Origin of the sequence: Candidatus Nitrososphaera evergladensis SR1 (genome assembly GCF_000730285.1) — an archaeon.
Classification (GTDB): domain Archaea; phylum Thermoproteota; class Nitrososphaeria; order Nitrososphaerales; family Nitrososphaeraceae; genus Nitrososphaera; species Nitrososphaera evergladensis.
On record NZ_CP007174.1, the window covers coordinates 1,974,637 to 1,989,862 of the forward strand.

Below are 15,226 nucleotides of genomic sequence, written 5' to 3' on the forward strand. Positions count from 1 at the left end.
TGCAACCAGCCTTTTTGCTGCAAGGGCCCATATTGCATGTTAGGTCAGACACTGTTGGCCTAAAAGACAGTTGGCCTAAAAGACAGCCGCCTTTGCAGCCACGCAGCTAACAAATGATTTGTCAAGAATATGCTTCTATCCTGCTACCATCTTTGAATCCAGCGTCTTTATGAATTCGTTCAATCTGTCTTTTGGTATGACTGCACCGCACGCCTTGTCGTGGCCTCCGCCGCTCCCTCCAAGGCCGCTTGCGATGTCGTTTACGAGCCGGCCAAGGTGCACTTTGCAGCTCTTTGAGCCGCGTATTGAAACCACGTACGAGCCAATGTCTTCCTTCAGCTTGTAGACCATCGCCGCCGGCTTGCCCGACGAGCCAAGCACAAAGTTGACCACCATGCTTGACGACAATTCGACGGTGCTTGGCGCGTGCGCCAGGTTGTCCAGTTTTACAATGCCGGAGCGTATCGACTCGACGGCGTTTGCCACCTTCTTGGCGTACCTTTCTGCAAGCTCAAAGCCGCCCTTGACGTCGTGCGGGTACCTGCCCTTTGACAGCGTGTCGACGATCCTTACGAGAAAGTCCTCGTCTTTTTGGCTTGCAGAGATCATGTACGAAAGCGAAGTTGCTTCAAGCATGAGAAACTGCCTGTCGTAGCGCGGAACAAGTTTTGCCGCGGCGGGCTTTTTCTCCATATAGTCGGTGAGCGCGCCCATTGCGGCAAGAAACGTCGCGCTTTCTGGCAGCTTTTTCTTGTACTTGCGGTACACCTGGACGCTCGTGCATTCCTTGACCGTATGCACAAGCGTCACCTTTGCCTTTTTCAGGCCCGCAACAGTTTCCTTGCTGATGTCGTGGTGGTCGACGTAGGTCACCTTTGTACCCTTGCCAGTGATTTTTGCAAGCAGCTCTACAAACCTCTGCTCGTTCTTTTTCGACAGCCCAAGGTCGCAGATGAACAGGCTGTCGATTTTCTTTTCAGAGGTGGCAAGCTTTTCCAGCTTGGGTATGAGCGCAGGGTAATCGGAAAGTATGACGGTCTGGGCGTCAAACGCGGCCTTGGCAAGGGCTGCAGAAGCAAGACCATCGACATCCTCCTTGTGAGACATCACTACAATTTCTCTAGACAACAATATACACAGAGCATAGCCGTGGCTGGCCGGGATTAATAGTTTGAGAAAAAGAGAGAAAGAAGAAAACGCGGACCGCCGTGCACAGGAAACAGAAACACAACTACGAAATGGGCTTACACGTTCTTTGCGTGTTCCGGGACTGCGGAATAGTGCGTCCATGGCAACGGTGCCGATGGCTATCCACCAACAAAACCGGTTGCTTTGAACAATCCGGTTCAAGTGCGTTGGGCTGTTGGTGATGGCAGGCTGAACACCTCGCCGAAGCTTGGTGCTTACACCTCCATCCCATCAACGCCATCTTCTATGGCCGCCCTTCTCCTTACGGAAGGCTGTCTTTTCTCGGGAAAGGCTTCGTCCTTAGATGCTTTCAGGACTTATCCTAAGAAGCTTAGCTGCTCAGCATGCCCTGTCGGACAGCTGATAAACCAGAGGCTTCGCCGCCCTGTTCCTCTCGTACTAGGGGCGACTTCCCCTCAGACAACCACGCCCCTGTCAGGCAGAGACCGACCTGTCTCACGACGGTCTAAACCCAGCTCACGTTCCCCTTTAATGGGCGAGCAGCCCCACCCTTGGCTCCTGCTGCAGAACCAGGATGGGAAGAGCCGACATCGAGGTACCAAACCGCGGGGTCGATGGGAGCTCTCGCCCGCGACGAGCCTGTTATCCCTAGGGTAACTTTTCTGTCACCACCGGCCCCCAATAGTGGGGACACGATGGATCGCTAAGCCCGGCTTTCGCCTCTGGATTCCGTATCATTGGGAATTCAGTCAGACTGGCTTTTGGCTTTGCCCTCACCGGCGGAGTTCTGTCCCGCCTGAGCCAATCTTTGGGCCCCCTCGATACATTTTCAAGGGGGTGCCGCCCCAGCCGAACTGCCCACCTGCCGATGTCCCCGTGAGAACGGGTTAGCGATACGGTAATGAAAGGCTGGTGTTACAACGGCGCCTCCACCAATCCCGGAGGACTGGCTTCGATGGCTCCCAGCTACGCTCTGCATCCACAACCATACCGCAACAACAGGCTGCAGTAAAGCTCCACAGGGTCTTCTCTCCCCGACAGAGGTTCGTGGACTGTTCGTCCACGTTAAGTGGCTTCACCGGGCTGCAGGCGGGGACAGCGGGGCCCTCGTTGTTCCATTCATGCACGTCGGAACTTACCCGACAAGGCATTTGGCTACCTTAAGAGAGTCAGAGTTACTCCCGGCGTTTAGCGGCCCTTAGCCCAATTGAACTCAGGTTTTAGGTACCGCCACTGGCCAGGATACAGAGGCCGTACTCATCCTTTCGGACTAGCGACCACCTGTGTTTTTATTAAACAGTCGGGACCCCCTGGTCACTGCGACCTGAAGCTCCTGCTCCTCGCAAAAGCCTCAGGCACTCCTTATACCATAGGTACGGAGCTAGATTGCCGAGTTCCCTCGCCTTACGGTATACCCGAAAGACCTTAGATTTCTCATCCAGGGCACCAGTGTCGGTTCTCGGTACGGTCATGAAGCAATCTCCCTTGCCATGCTTTCAATGTCTCCTGGATTCAAGCGAACCCGCCTTGCGGCAGGCCATTCACCACTCGTCTGGGATCTCGCCATTACGGCACTCCCCCAAACTCGAAAGCTTGGACAGAACGACGGTTCTGCTCGCCTTATCCTGAAGCGACATGGTAGGTCATAACGACGCCTCATGGCATTGGAATATTAACCAATTTCCCATTCGGGCAACTCTGTTGAGGTTGCTCTTAGGACCGGCTAACTCCCGGCTGATGACGCATTGCCGGGAAACCCTTGCCCTTGCGGTCGCCGAGATTCTCACCCGGCTATGCTGTTACTGCCACCAGGATCTGCAATAGTTAGTTCGGTCCACTGGACTTCACAGCCCAGCTTCGACCCAAACACTACGCCCACCTACCGCGCGCCGGCCTCGCCGGCGGCCTAAAGTATCGGTAGTCTGCTTTAGCCCCGTCCATTTTCAGGGCTTCCGAGCTCGGCAGGTGAGCTGTTACGCACTCTTTGAAGGATGGCTGCTTCTGAGCCTACCTCCCTGCTGTCTTTGCTCGAAAACACCTTTTTGTTTGACACTTAGCAGACATTTGGGGACCTTAACTTTAGTCTGGGTTGTCCCCCTTTCGGTTATGAGGCTTACCCCACATAAACCCGCTTCCCGACTTCTACGGCGCCCGTACATTCGGAGTTCGAATGGGCGGCGAGCCCTTTCGAGCCCTTACCGTCCGATCGGTGCTCTACAATACAAGCAACCTCCATCGAGACAAGACTGCGATCTACTTCGGTGGGAACTAGCGATCACCGGACTAGATTGGTTTTTGACCCCTAATCCCAGTTCTGGGGACCGATTTGCACGTCAGGACCCTTGCGGACCTCCAGGGGGCTTTCGCCCCCCTTCGTCCTGACCAGGACTAGATCGTCCGGTTTCTAGCCTTACTGCCATGACTCAAGACCCTTTCGGATCCTCTGCCTCGCCAAAGCTGCGCAGATTTGGTTTCCCTTCGCCTTCCCCTCGTCAGGTTAGGCTCGCCATGACAGCAATCTCCCTGGCCCGTGTTTCTAGACGGAACGTACGACCCTGGAAGGCTTCAGTCCCTTGCGGAACCTCCACCTGACTCCTTTTGAGCCGTACACGTCTGTAACCGGTTGATTTCAGACACTTTTCACCCCCCTTCCGGGGTACTTTTCAACTTTCCCTCACGGTACTAGTGTGCTATCGGTCTTGGTGAATATTTAGCCTTGGATGCTACTTTCACCCATAGTCACTGGCCACTGCCAAGGCCAGTTACTCTTACTATGGCAGAATCCAGTTCTCTATTGCATACGGGGGTATCACCCTCTTCGCCAGCACGTTCCAGAACACTTCTGCTCAGAGAACTGCATCCAACGCCATAGCACACCACATCCCTACCACGTTACCGTGGCAGGTTCAGTTTGGGCTCTTCCGTTTTCGCTCGCCGCTACTAGCGGAATCTCGATTGATTTCTCCTCCTCGTCCTACTCAGATGCTTCACTTCGGACGGTTCGCCCTCCCAAGCTGAAAGCAAGGGAGTGTAAAGAGAGACCTCATTCGGAAATCCCGGGATCAACGGTCGCATGCACCTACCCCGGGCTTATCGCAGCTTGCCACGTCCTTCATCACTTACCAAGCCGAGTCATCCTTCAACCGGCGTCTTTGCACTTGTACACCGGCCAACACTATTGCAGCCCCGGAAACTCTACGCGAACGTTTGTTTCCGTAAAGCCACTTCGTTTTACATTTCCTCTATCGTTTTCGTGGCGTGTTTCTGTTTCCTGTGCACGACGGTCATTGCAGGCAGCGCCTGCTGCGTCCTTCGCCCCATGCTCACGCATGGAGTTGCATGTTTGTTTTTGCATAGGTCACACGTGCACCCTGACAATGGCAATCCTTTACACTCAAGTCGTCCGGCCGAAATCTAAGGAGGTGATCCAGCCGCAGGTTCCCCTACGACTACCTTGTTACGACTTCTCCCCCGTTGCTGACCCCAGGTTCGATAGCGCCAATTAGGCGCCACCTCGCCAAGAACCAGCTTCGGTGAAGCGACGGGCGGTGTGTGCAAGGAGCAGGGACGTATTCACCGCGCGATAGTGACACGCGGTTACTAGGGATTCCAGATTCATGAGGGCGAGTTTCAGCCCTCAATCATAACTGAGGTAAGGTTTGTGGGATTGCCTCCTCCTTTCGGAATCGGAGCCCGTTGTCCTTACCATTGCAGCCCGCGTGTGGCCCGAGGGTTTCGGGGCATACTGACCTGCCGTAGCCCCCTCCTTCCTCCGCCTCAGCGGCGGCGGTCCCTCTAATTAGCCCTGCTAGTCCGGAGACCAGCAGTAGCAACTAGAGGCAGGGATCTTGCTCGTTACCTGACTTAACAGGACACCTCACGGCACGAGCTGGCGACGGCCATGCACCTCCTCTCAGCTTGTCTGGTAAAGTCTTCAGCTTGACCTTCACTCTGCTGTCGCCCCCGGTAAGATTTCCGGCGTTGACTCCAATTGAACCGCAGGCTTCACCCCTTGTGGTGCTCCCCCGCCAATTCCTTTAAGTTTCAGTCTTGCGACCGTACTCCCCAGGCGGCAGACTTAACGGCTTCCCTGCGGCACTGGGTTGGCCCAAAGCCAACCCATCACCGAGTCTGCATCGTTTACAGCTGGGACTACCCGGGTATCTAATCCGGTTTGCTCCCCCAGCTTTCATCCCTCACCGTCGAGCGCGTTCTGGCAAGCCGCCTTCGCCACTGGTGGTCTTCAGTGGATCAGAGGATTTTACCCCTACCCACTGAGTACCGCTTGCCTCTCCCGCCTCCTAGCCCTGTAGTATCCTCCGCAGCCCATCTGTTGAGCAGGTGGATTTAACGGAAGACTTGCAGAACCGGCTACGGATGCTTTAGGCCCAATAATCGTCCCGACCACTCGGGGTGCTGGTATTACCGCGGCGGCTGACACCAGACTTGCCCACCCCTTATTCTGCACCATTTTTAGAGGTGCCAAAAGACGTCCTTAACGGACGTCACTCAGAGTAACCCTGTCAAGCTTTCGCCTATTGCAGAGGTTTCGCGCCTGCTGCGCCCCATAGGGCCTGGGCCCTTGTCTCAGTGCCCATCTCCGGGCTCCTCCTCTCAGAGCCCGTACCGGTTACAGGTTTGGTGGGCCATTACCTCACCAACAGCCTGATCGGCCGCAGTCCAATCCAGGGGCCATGTAGGTTTCAGCCATGATCCATTCCAGAAACCATGGCCTATCGCGGTTTATCCTCAGTTTCCCGAGGTTATCCACGTCCCCTGGGTATGTTGACTACGTGTTACTGAGCCGTATGCCACGCATTGCTGCGTTAACTCGCATGGCTTAGTCCCACTCTGATAGCAGTCGGGTCCGGCAGGATCAACCGGAGTCAATCCATTTTTTTTGTATTTTTTCTCGTTAATGAGAGTACGGCCGGACAACTTGGTAATTGTGCGGATCGCTATTGTCGTTATGTGTTATCGTTACGGGTTTGCACGTGTGACCTATGTCGGAAACGATGTTGACATCGAATCCCCATGATATGAGCGCAACTGGAGGTCAGTGAATCACAAAATGGCTCATTACCAACATCATCACTGACGCCGCCTTGATGTTACGTTCGTTCATTTCCTTTACAAGGCACCGATATAAATCTTTCAGAACGAGCGTAAACCGTGAGAAGACACATCACTACCGGCCACTGCAAGCGTCCGATTTAGTGCTGGTTAAAGCTTGTACAAACCTGTTAATAAAGTCTATGCCTGATTTCTACAGGTAGAGCAATAGTTCCAGTTGATCATGTGCTTTGAAGCCAAGTAATTCAAGATTTTGTTGTTTTGTACGACTTTCACAGAAATTTTCTCTTCCATAAAAACCACTACAAAGTCTAAATAGAGTGCTAGAGAAGCTGCAGGCACAATGCATGACAATCCCCATGCTGCCAACAGCGGTGGCAAACCAAACAGGCTCGTACAAGAGACCAGCCCGTACCTCTTGCAGCACGCATACAACCCTGTCGAGTGGTACGCGTGGGGGGAAGAAGCTTTGGAGCGCGCGAAAAAAGAGGACAAGCCCATCTTCCTAAGCGTCGGATATAGCGCGTGCCACTGGTGCCACGTGATGGCCCACGAGTCGTTTGAAGACGACGAGACTGCCAAGATAATGAACAAGCATTTCATCAACATCAAGGTCGACAGGGAGGAGCGCCCGGACATCGACGACATTTACCAGCGCGTGTGCCAGCTTGCGACGGGCACCGGCGGCTGGCCGCTCTCGGTTTTCCTGACTCCAAACCAAAAGCCGTTCTACGTCGGCACGTATTTCCCAAAGGACGGCAGGCAGTACGGCCTGCCGGGCTTCAAGACCATATTGCACCAGCTGGCGGAGGCTTACAAGAGCAAAAAGAACGAGGTCGAGATGGCAAGCGCCGAGTTCATGGACGCGCTATCGCAGACTGCCAGGGACGTTGCCGCTCTGCCCGCCGGCGAGGCAACCAAGGCAGACGTGGAGCGCTCAATACTGGACGAGGCAGCCATGGGACTGCTGCAGATGGGCGACACCATATATGGCGGATTTGGGCAGGCACCCAAGTTCCCAAACGCGTCGAACCTGCTTTTCCTCTTGCGCTACTATGACATTTCCGGCATCAACCGCTTTCGAGATTTCGTGGTATTTACGGCAGACAAGATGGCGCAGGGAGGCATACACGACCAGCTGGGAGGCGGCTTTGCGCGCTACTCGACTGACCAAAAGTGGCTCATCCCGCACTTTGAAAAGATGCTGTACGACAACGCGCTCCTTGCGCAGCTGTATGCCGAGCTGTTCCAGATAACCAAAGACGAGGAACATATTGCAGTCCTGAGAAAGACGCTTGACTTTGTAATCCGCGAGATGACGCACCCAGAGGGCGGGTTCTACTCGGCGCAGGACGCAGACTCTGAGGGCGAAGAGGGCAAGTTCTACCTGTGGACCAAAGAAGAGATCCGCGAGATTCTGCAGGACCAGCTTGCAATAGACGCCTTTTGCGAGCGCTATGGCGTAACAGAAGGAGGCAATTTTGAGTTCAAGAACATACTCAACGTCAGGTCTTCTGTCGCAAGCATCGCGCAGAGGTACGGCAAGACGCCGGACGAGATAGCAAGGATAATCCAGGATTCATCTGCCAAGCTGTTTGCAGTCCGCGAAAAGCGCGTCAGGCCCGGCAGGGATGAAAAGATCCTGACGTCGTGGAACGGCCTGATGATATCGGGGTTTGCAAAAGGCTATGCGGTCACCGGCGACACACGATACATTGACGCGGCCAAAAATGCGGTCAGGTTCATCGAAAGCAGGCTTGCTTCTTCTTCTGATGATGACGATGACGGCAGGCTGATGCGCACGTTCAAGGACGGCCAGTCAAAGCTAAACGCGTACCTTGACGACTATGCGTTTTACGTATCGGGACTTTTGGACCTCTTTGCAGTTGATTCAAGGCCAGAATACCTGGAAAAAGCTGCAAAATACACGGAATTTATGGTCAAGCACTTTTGGGACGACAAGGAGGGCAACCTGTTCTTTACCTCTGACGACCACGAGCAGCTGATCGTGCGGACCAAGAGCTTTTACGACCTTGCAATCCCGTCAGGCAACTCTGTGGCGGCGTCAAACCTTCTCCGGCTGTACCACTATACGCAGAATAACGGCTATCTAGACAAGGCGGCCCGCATAATGAAGTCTGGAGCTAGGCCGGCCGCTGAAAACCCGTTTGGCTTTGGGCAGCTATTGATTGCGATATACATGTACGTGAAAAGGCCAGTAGAAGTCACGGTCGTTGGCAAGGGCGGCGGCATGTCAGGGTGGCTAAAATCGCAGTTTCTGCCCGACGGCATCACCGCGTTTGTATCAGAAGAAAAGGACCTGCCAGCCCTGCAGAAATACCCTTTCTTCCAGGGCAGAAGCGCCGAAAAGGGCGAGACGGCGTTTGTGTGCAGGAACTTTACGTGTTCGCTGCCGATAACGACCGAAAAAGAGCTGGCGCGCCAGCTTGGGCGGCAGCAGAGGTAGCCTGTCTAGGCCCTGCTGATGTCGACTGTGACCCTTTCGCCTACCCGGGGGCTCCCTATCTTTTCATAGCGCCTCTTGGGCATCGTTATCTGGATCATCGTCTGCGAGTACGACCTGACGACCGTCTGGGGCTGGGCGCGAAGTATCGCCTCCAATACGGGTTTTATCTGCTCCTTGACTTCCTTGTCCATCACGGCGCGGTCGATGGCCTCGATCATCATCTGCTGCTGCGACACCGTCTCTAGCTCGACATCCTCGGCAAGCGCAAGCGTGACGTTTGTGCCCGTGTCTGTCATCTGGGTTATCCTGAATCTGGCTGAATCGTCCATGCTCTGTAGATAGAGGGAGCCACTACTAAATATCAATCAATCCCTGAACATTTCTTCTTGCTCGATGTCGCGCTCCTTCCACGACAGGTACACCATGATTCCCGCGCTTATTGTAAACACTACGACATTGACGATAATGATGTCGAATCCGACGCGCTGGTTGAGGCCGTACAGCCTGACAAACGCGTACCCGACTGCCCCTACCATGGCCGCCATGCAGGAATAGATGCCATAGCGCAGCTGTTGTCGCTTGTTGTTCATGGCCAAACTTTGGCAAACGTGCGTATAACTTTTAGCGGCTTGGAAATTGCATATGTGGCGTCATTTGCAGCAACGGACCCTTGCAGCCAAAATGACACACTTTTTCTAAAAAGGTACAGGCCAAAAACCCTGTGTATGAGTAATTATATGCAAAAATCATGTTTATTTTGAACATAAATATGTTATATCTATTTTCTATCTAGCAATCTATCAGACATGAACTCAAACGTGTCTGAGCAAGTATAGCTAGACCGCCTCTACTCAAGCTAAATGCAGAGTAGAGGCATACACACATGTTTTTACCACAAACCTATAACATGACAGAACGTGTGCCAGCTTGCATGCTGTCCTGCAAAAATAACTCGATTGTATGAACAAAACCAGTTAGAAAGCTATCATAGCTAAATTGTTCTATAACATTCTGTCAGGTGCGCATACACACGTGTGCTCTAACGCACCTGAACGTCAAATGTCCCCTGTTGGCGCCCTCGCTGCTTGTTATCATCCTGCGGCGGGGGCATCTTGTTATCAGTACGCATAACTTTTAACAGCGCCTGCGTCATAGCATGTGTACAGCAGAAGCATATATGCAGCTGGTCAAAAAGTTCGAGATAAAGTCAAGGGACAAGATTATCGATTTCCTAAACAGCCAGCCGGTGGGAAGGGTGGCTTCCATAGACAAGAACGGCTACCCGCAGGTGATCCCGATGAACTTTGTGTGGTCGGAAGGCGCGGTGTACATGCACTCGCACCCGATGGGCGAAAAGCTGGAGAACATGCTGCGCGACCCCAAGGTCGGCTTTGAGGTAGACCAGCACGTGTGCTTTTTGCCGTCATACTACTTCCACCCGACTGACGCGTCGCAGGCTGACACGCTCTACATTTCAGTGGTGATAAAGGGCAGGGCGGTGCTTGTCAGCGACGGCAACGAAAAAGCAAGGGCGCTCAACGCACTGATGGAAAAATACCAGAAGGAAGGCAGGTACGAGCCTCTCGCCGCAGAGATGCCCGTCGTGCACGAGGTTGCCATAATCAAGATAATCCCCGACGAGATGCGCGGCAAGTACAAGATAGGACAGCACTGGTCCCGGCCCTACCGGCTAAAGATGGCGCAGAACATAATCGAGCGCGAAGGGCTCGAGAACGCAAAACCCATACTGGCGATAATGGGCATCGAGACTAAGAACGGCGCGCCAGAGGCAGCAAGCGAGCTGGAGATGTAGGTCCATGCCCCGCTGCAGCGTGCACACTGACTTTTTTGACGACTCGTGCGAAGCTTGCAGGCAAGAGTACCTGGAAATGAAGGGCGTAGGCAAAGAAGAGCACATTATCGAAGAAGGAGGAGAAGGAAAAAAATACAAGGAATTCACGGAGGAGCGCGCAAAGAAATTGTTTGAGGAGGTTATGCTGCAGTACCTAAAGTCAGGGTCAACAGACCTTGAGGCGGTGGAAAAAGCCAAGGCCGTCGTGCGCAAGCAGTGCGCCATCCGAGGGATGCCGTACTGGCCGTGGCTCTAGGCGGGGATCTTTTTCTTCCTGGCGCCGGGAAATATCATCTGCCCGACGTCTTTGTACATCTTTAGAAACTGTCTGCCCTTTTCCGTTGTGTAGTACTCTTTTTCCTCGGCCACATAGTCAAGCAGCCCACCGTCCTGCAAAAGCTCAAGATACTCCTTCAGCTGCGGGAACGACAGGAAGGCCTTGTACATTATCCTGGTCTTTATTGCGCCGCCCTGTGCTATTTCCAGTATTGCGGCAGCTATGTCCATCCTGCTACGATACTTCACGCCAGTTTTTTGCAATCATCAGTTAAATGTTTGCTCTAGTCGAACCCTAGAAAATAGTCCTGTATTGCTATTCCACATCTATCTTTTGTACGCGGTCGGAGCTGCGCGATTCATGTTTGTCAAGCTTTTCCAGCTCTGAAAGCAGGAACTGGCGGTATTTGGTGCGCTCCTCCTTTGAAAGGGTGTCTGCGTGCGAGCCTATCGCGCTGCCTATCGTGATGACGCGGTCCACAAGGTCGGTTGCGACTGCCGCGCCTATGGTCCCTACGCGGAGCATTGCATCCAGCTGCTTGTGCACAATGCCGTTTAGCGTTTCAAGGTCGTTGATGATGGCAAGGCCTTTTGTCGTTATCGAATACCTGCCACCTTCGTTTTCAGATACCAGCCCGTCATCAAGGAGCCTTCCAAGCAGCGGGTAGATGAGGCCGGGCGACGGCTTCCAGCGCCCTTCTGTCTGCGCTATTGCCTTGTCGATTATCTCCTTTCCAGTCATCGGTTTTTCTTTCAAAAGGGTCAAGATGTAGTGGCGGGAAAATCCCCTAGGTATAGAGCTTCCAACACGTGCGAGCCATTCGCTTATCATATCTTCTCTATATCACTAGTAATATCGCCAGTGATATATCAAGATATCGCTAGTGATTACACTGTTGAATATGCGGGTGATTTCCCTCCCGCGTTGAATTGGGGTCATGGACTGTTGAATTAGGGAGATGACGCATTTTGGATTCTCACACGTAGGCTAATGATAGAATGACTGAGAGGGGAGATATAGCCCGACTGGCCTTCCAGCCGTTTACGGGGTTGCTGCATCATATACGGCGATGATGCAAGAACCGACTCTTGCTCCATGCGTCATTATGACGCTTGGCTTGGACATTCTCACGCCTGATGTTATTAGCATACAAGCGCGGGCCTCTAGAAAGCCCTACCCTCTCGACCACCTAATGTAAAAAGCAGTAAATTAACTTGGCGCTCAAACCGATAGCCGACAACGTTTCATGGCAGTTCCACCCTGCCATTTAGCCAGAACGTCGGCCAAGCGTCACCGCAAAGCCCATCTCCTTACGTAAATAGCTCCCTGAACGGCAGGGCGCGGAGATGCGTTTTTTACATTCATGGCACGCCCAAGGCTTCTGCTCACGCAGCTTCCTTTTCCCCGCTTACGCAGGGTTCATGGCAAGACTAGCCAATCCCCGTTGTTCCATCGGCTATCAAATAGAATAAAGTAACAAGATTGCTATTAACTTTGTATCATCTTTATCCAGCAGCTATCCTTTCCACTCGATAGCCATGCAAATCCGTTGATTCTAAGGATGTCATTTATCTCTCTCCACTCTGGCTTTTCGATCCACATCTTTTGCTTGAACTTGATGCAGTCTTTCTCGCTGATAATTGATAGTTTTTCAAACCTCTTGCCTAGTTGGTTGATTACAAAGCCCTCGAAGTTTCTCTCTTTTTCACCATTGATTGCCGACTTTACTATCAGGTCTTTGATGCGGTTCTGCTCGTTTAGGTTCAGGCCAATGTTCGCAGCCTCGGCAGGTGTTTGGCCGCCTATGACCTAGATGAAAACTACATTCATTCATTCTTCAGTACAAGCTTTAGGTCGAATAACAAAGACTTTTGGAAGGTTTACTGGCAAAAAAAATAATTCCAGAATCCATAGCCAATGAATGCAGAACATAAAAAGACATCTAAAATCTTATAAAAATGATACATTTGTCTATTGATCGCCAACATGAGAAATTATCCTATCACTGTTTCACCAAAGTCAAAGCCAATCCAGAGCATCAAAAAAATTGTCGCCGAACACTTGGACGCAGAAAACGCGCGGCTAAGGTTCAACCAGGTTAATCACTTTATAGATAATGTTGTTGGTTTTGACACTTCTTTTTCGTGCAGGCACATCTTGCTTGTGTATGAAGAGATAGAGTCGGCCAGACAAATCGAGATGCGATACCTAAAAAGCCGATTGCAGAAAGGGGAAACTTGCATGTGTCTGGCACACGGCGACAACAGTACGGAAGAAGGTCATGATTCCGAAAGTAACATGATGCGGGCCGAAATGACAGACAGCGGAATTGATATTGACAGGCTGGAAAAGACAGGCCAACTTGCAATAATGACAATTCCAGATTCAGGATCTCTCAAAACGCAGGATTGCAATCATCCTAAATCTGTTAATGCGACGTACCTTGAACTGGTAGGAAAAATGTTTGGAGGCAAAAAGCCTCCTTTTGGAGGCTTTGGGATTGCCGCCTCAGAACGAGACTTGAGAAAACCGGAAGGTTTAGCCTTGCAACTCCAATTAGAGCGACTAGGCAAGAAGGGCTTTGAGAATTTTGTTGGAACTTGGATATGCCCGTATGCTGTTGACGACTTGATCGAAAGTCTAGATAAGGAATGGATGCGGGAGCTGCTCCTTTGTCATGACGCGGTCATCTGCGTGAGAAGAGACTTTAGCGCCATTGCCTTGAATCTGGTGCACTCTAATTCCATCTCTTTTTCAAGCAGGACTGTACGCGCCGCGCTATTCAAGCTTGAACCATCTCTGGGCAGAGCTGCAATTGAGACGATACTGCAAGACATGGAGATTTATGGGATGCCGCTTGATGACGACCATGCAACACACACGATTGCAGACATTGAGCTTGCGATGAGAAGAATATTTGGAGGAGAGGGCGGCGCATTGATAATGGAGCGACTCAGGAGGATTTTAATTCCAAGTCCTGTCGATAAATGAGTGATGTCACTCTGGACTCTTTACACGTGCGTCAAGATCCAAGTAGTCTGTTCGTGCCTCTTTGAAACGAATCGCCTTTATCTTTTGTTTCTTCTCAAGACGTTTGCTACCGGCCGCATTGCGACTTCTATTCTTCCGGCTATGCCTACAAAGATAAAGGCGACTCCGACTCCTAGGAGGATCCCGCCAAGCACGTCCAGAGGATAGTGCCCGCCGACGTACACCCTAGACAAGCACACAAGGGCCGCCTCTGCCGCCAATCCTAGTGACACTAGCATTTTCCTGCCAGAACCCCTATAGAGTACCAGCACAGTAGCGGCACCTGCCGATACTATCAACGCATGGCCCGACGGGAACGAGAAATCAGGATCTGCCGCAAGGAGAAAGTCCGATTGCGGAACTATGGGCCTTGGCCTCGCGACAATTTCCTTGGCTATCGTACCAATCGGGATAAGAACCAGCAATGCCATGGTCATCACGACGGCAGTTTTTCTGCCAGCCCGCCCTCCAAAGAAAAAGATCAGGGCGCCTGCAACGATCCATACTGCCTCCCTCCCGTACTCTGTCAGGAGAATCATGAACTGGTCAAAAGGAGTGGAAAAGTGAGAGTCGTTGACCGCAAGAAATGCATCCGCATCGTCCTTGGCTATTCCGGAATTGCTGCTGTCAGGATTTACCCTCGGCGAAACCAGAGCTGCCAAGACTAGGAATGACGCGATTAGCATCATGGAAACTGCAAGGTATTTTTTGTCGTTGTTGTTCAAGAAGATGTGTATGTTTGATAAAGATCGAGTTGGGTTATAACAGTTAGCTCCATTGCCGTACCTCGGCAGCATTTTTGTTCAGGGTTCGCACTTTCCGGCGATTTTACAATTGTAAACTGCCGTTGCTATATACTCATAATTCGCTATTAGCCTCGATGCAAGAACACAACGACAAAGATGCGCACCCTCATCATGGCGGCGGCAGCCTGAGATGGGCAACTGCCAAGCACGCGCTCAGGTGCCTGATAGGATGCAACATAGGCGAAGGCATTGGAGCTGCAGTAGGCTTTGCGCTTGGCTGGGACGTGACTTCCACGCTTGTCTTGGCTGTCGCCCTTGCGTTTGCAGTCGGGTACGCGTTTACCATGATACCCATGCTCAGGACGATGCCGTGGAGGCAGGCTGCAAAAGTCACGGTCATTGGCGACACTGCAAGCATTTCGGCGATGGAATTAACAGAGAACCTGCTTGCTTTTGCAATACCGGGCTTTATGATGGCCTCACTTGCCGATGCCATGTTCTGGATTGGAATGGGGATAATACTGCCAGCAGGATTTGCAGTGTCCTACCCTGCCATGTACTGGGCCATGAAGCGCGAACAAAAAGAAGGTGGATCGATGATGCAAGCGCATCATCACTGACTTTTTTCTTGT

At 52.2% G+C, this 15,226-nt stretch carries 11 protein-coding genes and 2 rRNA genes; 5 read left to right on the forward strand and 8 right to left on the reverse strand.

Annotated features, from left to right (window positions below; genetic code table 11):
- Window positions 1–135: 135 nt before the first annotated feature.
- The 3 genes from NTE_RS10805 to NTE_RS10815 form a co-directional block, all read right to left on the reverse strand.
- The gene (locus NTE_RS10805; RefSeq protein ID WP_158385450.1) at window positions 136–1,128 is read right to left on the reverse strand and encodes a DHHA1 domain-containing protein; all 993 of its coding nucleotides are present in this window, start codon (window positions 1,126–1,128) and stop codon (window positions 136–138) included.
- 215 nt (window positions 1,129–1,343) lie between these two features.
- Window positions 1,344–4,314: ribosomal RNA gene (locus NTE_RS10810) — 23S ribosomal RNA — on the reverse strand.
- Between the two features lie 252 nt (window positions 4,315–4,566).
- A 16S ribosomal RNA gene (locus NTE_RS10815) occupies window positions 4,567–6,036 on the reverse strand.
- The 16S and 23S rRNA genes sit together here, the layout of an rRNA operon.
- 529 nt (window positions 6,037–6,565) lie before the next feature.
- Between NTE_RS10815 and NTE_RS10820 the strand changes: the two genes are divergently transcribed.
- On the forward strand, window positions 6,566–8,689 hold the full coding sequence (locus NTE_RS10820) for a thioredoxin domain-containing protein (RefSeq protein WP_148701029.1): 2,124 nt from the start codon (window positions 6,566–6,568) through the stop codon (window positions 8,687–8,689).
- A gap of 5 nt (window positions 8,690–8,694) precedes the next feature.
- Here NTE_RS10820 and NTE_RS10825 read toward each other — a convergent pair whose 3' ends face one another.
- Together NTE_RS10825 and NTE_RS10830 are read right to left on the reverse strand one after the other, a co-directional pair.
- Window positions 8,695–9,018: a hypothetical protein gene (locus NTE_RS10825; RefSeq protein ID WP_148701030.1), complete on the reverse strand. Its 324-nt coding sequence runs from the start codon at window positions 9,016–9,018 to the stop codon at window positions 8,695–8,697.
- A gap of 36 nt (window positions 9,019–9,054) precedes the next feature.
- A complete protein-coding gene (locus tag NTE_RS10830; RefSeq protein ID WP_148701031.1) occupies window positions 9,055–9,279 on the reverse strand; it encodes a hypothetical protein in 225 nt (74 codons plus the stop codon).
- Window positions 9,280–9,866: 587 nt separating this feature from the next.
- Between NTE_RS10830 and NTE_RS10835 the strand changes: the two genes are divergently transcribed.
- Together NTE_RS10835 and NTE_RS10840 are read left to right on the forward strand one after the other, a co-directional pair.
- Window positions 9,867–10,502: a pyridoxamine 5'-phosphate oxidase family protein gene (locus tag NTE_RS10835; protein WP_148701032.1), complete on the forward strand. Its 636-nt coding sequence runs from the start codon at window positions 9,867–9,869 to the stop codon at window positions 10,500–10,502.
- Window positions 10,503–10,506: 4 nt separating this feature from the next.
- Window positions 10,507–10,797: a hypothetical protein gene (locus NTE_RS10840; RefSeq protein WP_148701033.1), complete on the forward strand. Its 291-nt coding sequence runs from the start codon at window positions 10,507–10,509 to the stop codon at window positions 10,795–10,797.
- Here the strand turns inward: NTE_RS10840 and NTE_RS10845 are convergent.
- Window positions 10,794–11,066, reverse strand: a complete 273-nt coding sequence (locus NTE_RS10845; protein ID WP_075054325.1) for an Sso10a family chromatin protein — start codon at window positions 11,064–11,066, stop codon at window positions 10,794–10,796. The two genes, NTE_RS10840 and NTE_RS10845, sit on opposite strands and share 4 nt — an antisense overlap.
- Before the next feature lie 67 nt (window positions 11,067–11,133).
- Window positions 11,134–11,649: a PadR family transcriptional regulator gene (locus tag NTE_RS10850; protein WP_148701034.1), complete on the reverse strand. Its 516-nt coding sequence runs from the start codon at window positions 11,647–11,649 to the stop codon at window positions 11,134–11,136.
- A gap of 1,155 nt (window positions 11,650–12,804) precedes the next feature.
- Here NTE_RS10850 and NTE_RS10855 point away from each other — a divergent pair.
- Window positions 12,805–13,809 (forward strand): MEDS domain-containing protein, encoded by a 1,005-nt coding sequence (locus tag NTE_RS10855; protein WP_148701035.1) that lies wholly within the window; start codon window positions 12,805–12,807, stop codon window positions 13,807–13,809.
- A gap of 77 nt (window positions 13,810–13,886) precedes the next feature.
- Here the strand turns inward: NTE_RS10855 and NTE_RS10860 are convergent, their stop codons facing one another.
- Window positions 13,887–14,573, reverse strand: a complete 687-nt coding sequence (locus tag NTE_RS10860) for a phosphatase PAP2 family protein (protein WP_158385452.1) — start codon at window positions 14,571–14,573, stop codon at window positions 13,887–13,889.
- A gap of 155 nt (window positions 14,574–14,728) precedes the next feature.
- Here NTE_RS10860 and NTE_RS10865 point away from each other — a divergent pair, with 155 nt between their 5' ends.
- The gene (locus NTE_RS10865) at window positions 14,729–15,214 is read left to right on the forward strand and encodes a DUF4396 domain-containing protein (protein WP_148701037.1); all 486 of its coding nucleotides are present in this window, start codon (window positions 14,729–14,731) and stop codon (window positions 15,212–15,214) included.
- Window positions 15,215–15,226: the final 12 nt, after the last annotated feature.

Excerpts from the sequence above, each read along its gene's own strand:
- NTE_RS10820 (WP_148701029.1), top strand. The coding sequence starts at position 6,566 with ATGCATGACAATCCCCATGCTGCCAACAGCGGTGGCAAACCAAACAGG.
- NTE_RS10825 (WP_148701030.1), bottom strand. The coding sequence starts at position 9,018 with ATGGACGATTCAGCCAGATTCAGGATAACCCAGATGACAGACACGGGC.
- NTE_RS10830 (WP_148701031.1), bottom strand. The coding sequence starts at position 9,279 with ATGAACAACAAGCGACAACAGCTGCGCTATGGCATCTATTCCTGCATG.
- NTE_RS10835 (WP_148701032.1), top strand. The coding sequence starts at position 9,867 with ATGCAGCTGGTCAAAAAGTTCGAGATAAAGTCAAGGGACAAGATTATC.
- NTE_RS10840 (WP_148701033.1), top strand. The coding sequence starts at position 10,507 with ATGCCCCGCTGCAGCGTGCACACTGACTTTTTTGACGACTCGTGCGAA.
- NTE_RS10850 (WP_148701034.1), bottom strand. The coding sequence starts at position 11,649 with ATGATAAGCGAATGGCTCGCACGTGTTGGAAGCTCTATACCTAGGGGA.
- NTE_RS10855 (WP_148701035.1), top strand. The coding sequence starts at position 12,805 with ATGAGAAATTATCCTATCACTGTTTCACCAAAGTCAAAGCCAATCCAG.
- NTE_RS10865 (WP_148701037.1), top strand. The coding sequence starts at position 14,729 with ATGCAAGAACACAACGACAAAGATGCGCACCCTCATCATGGCGGCGGC.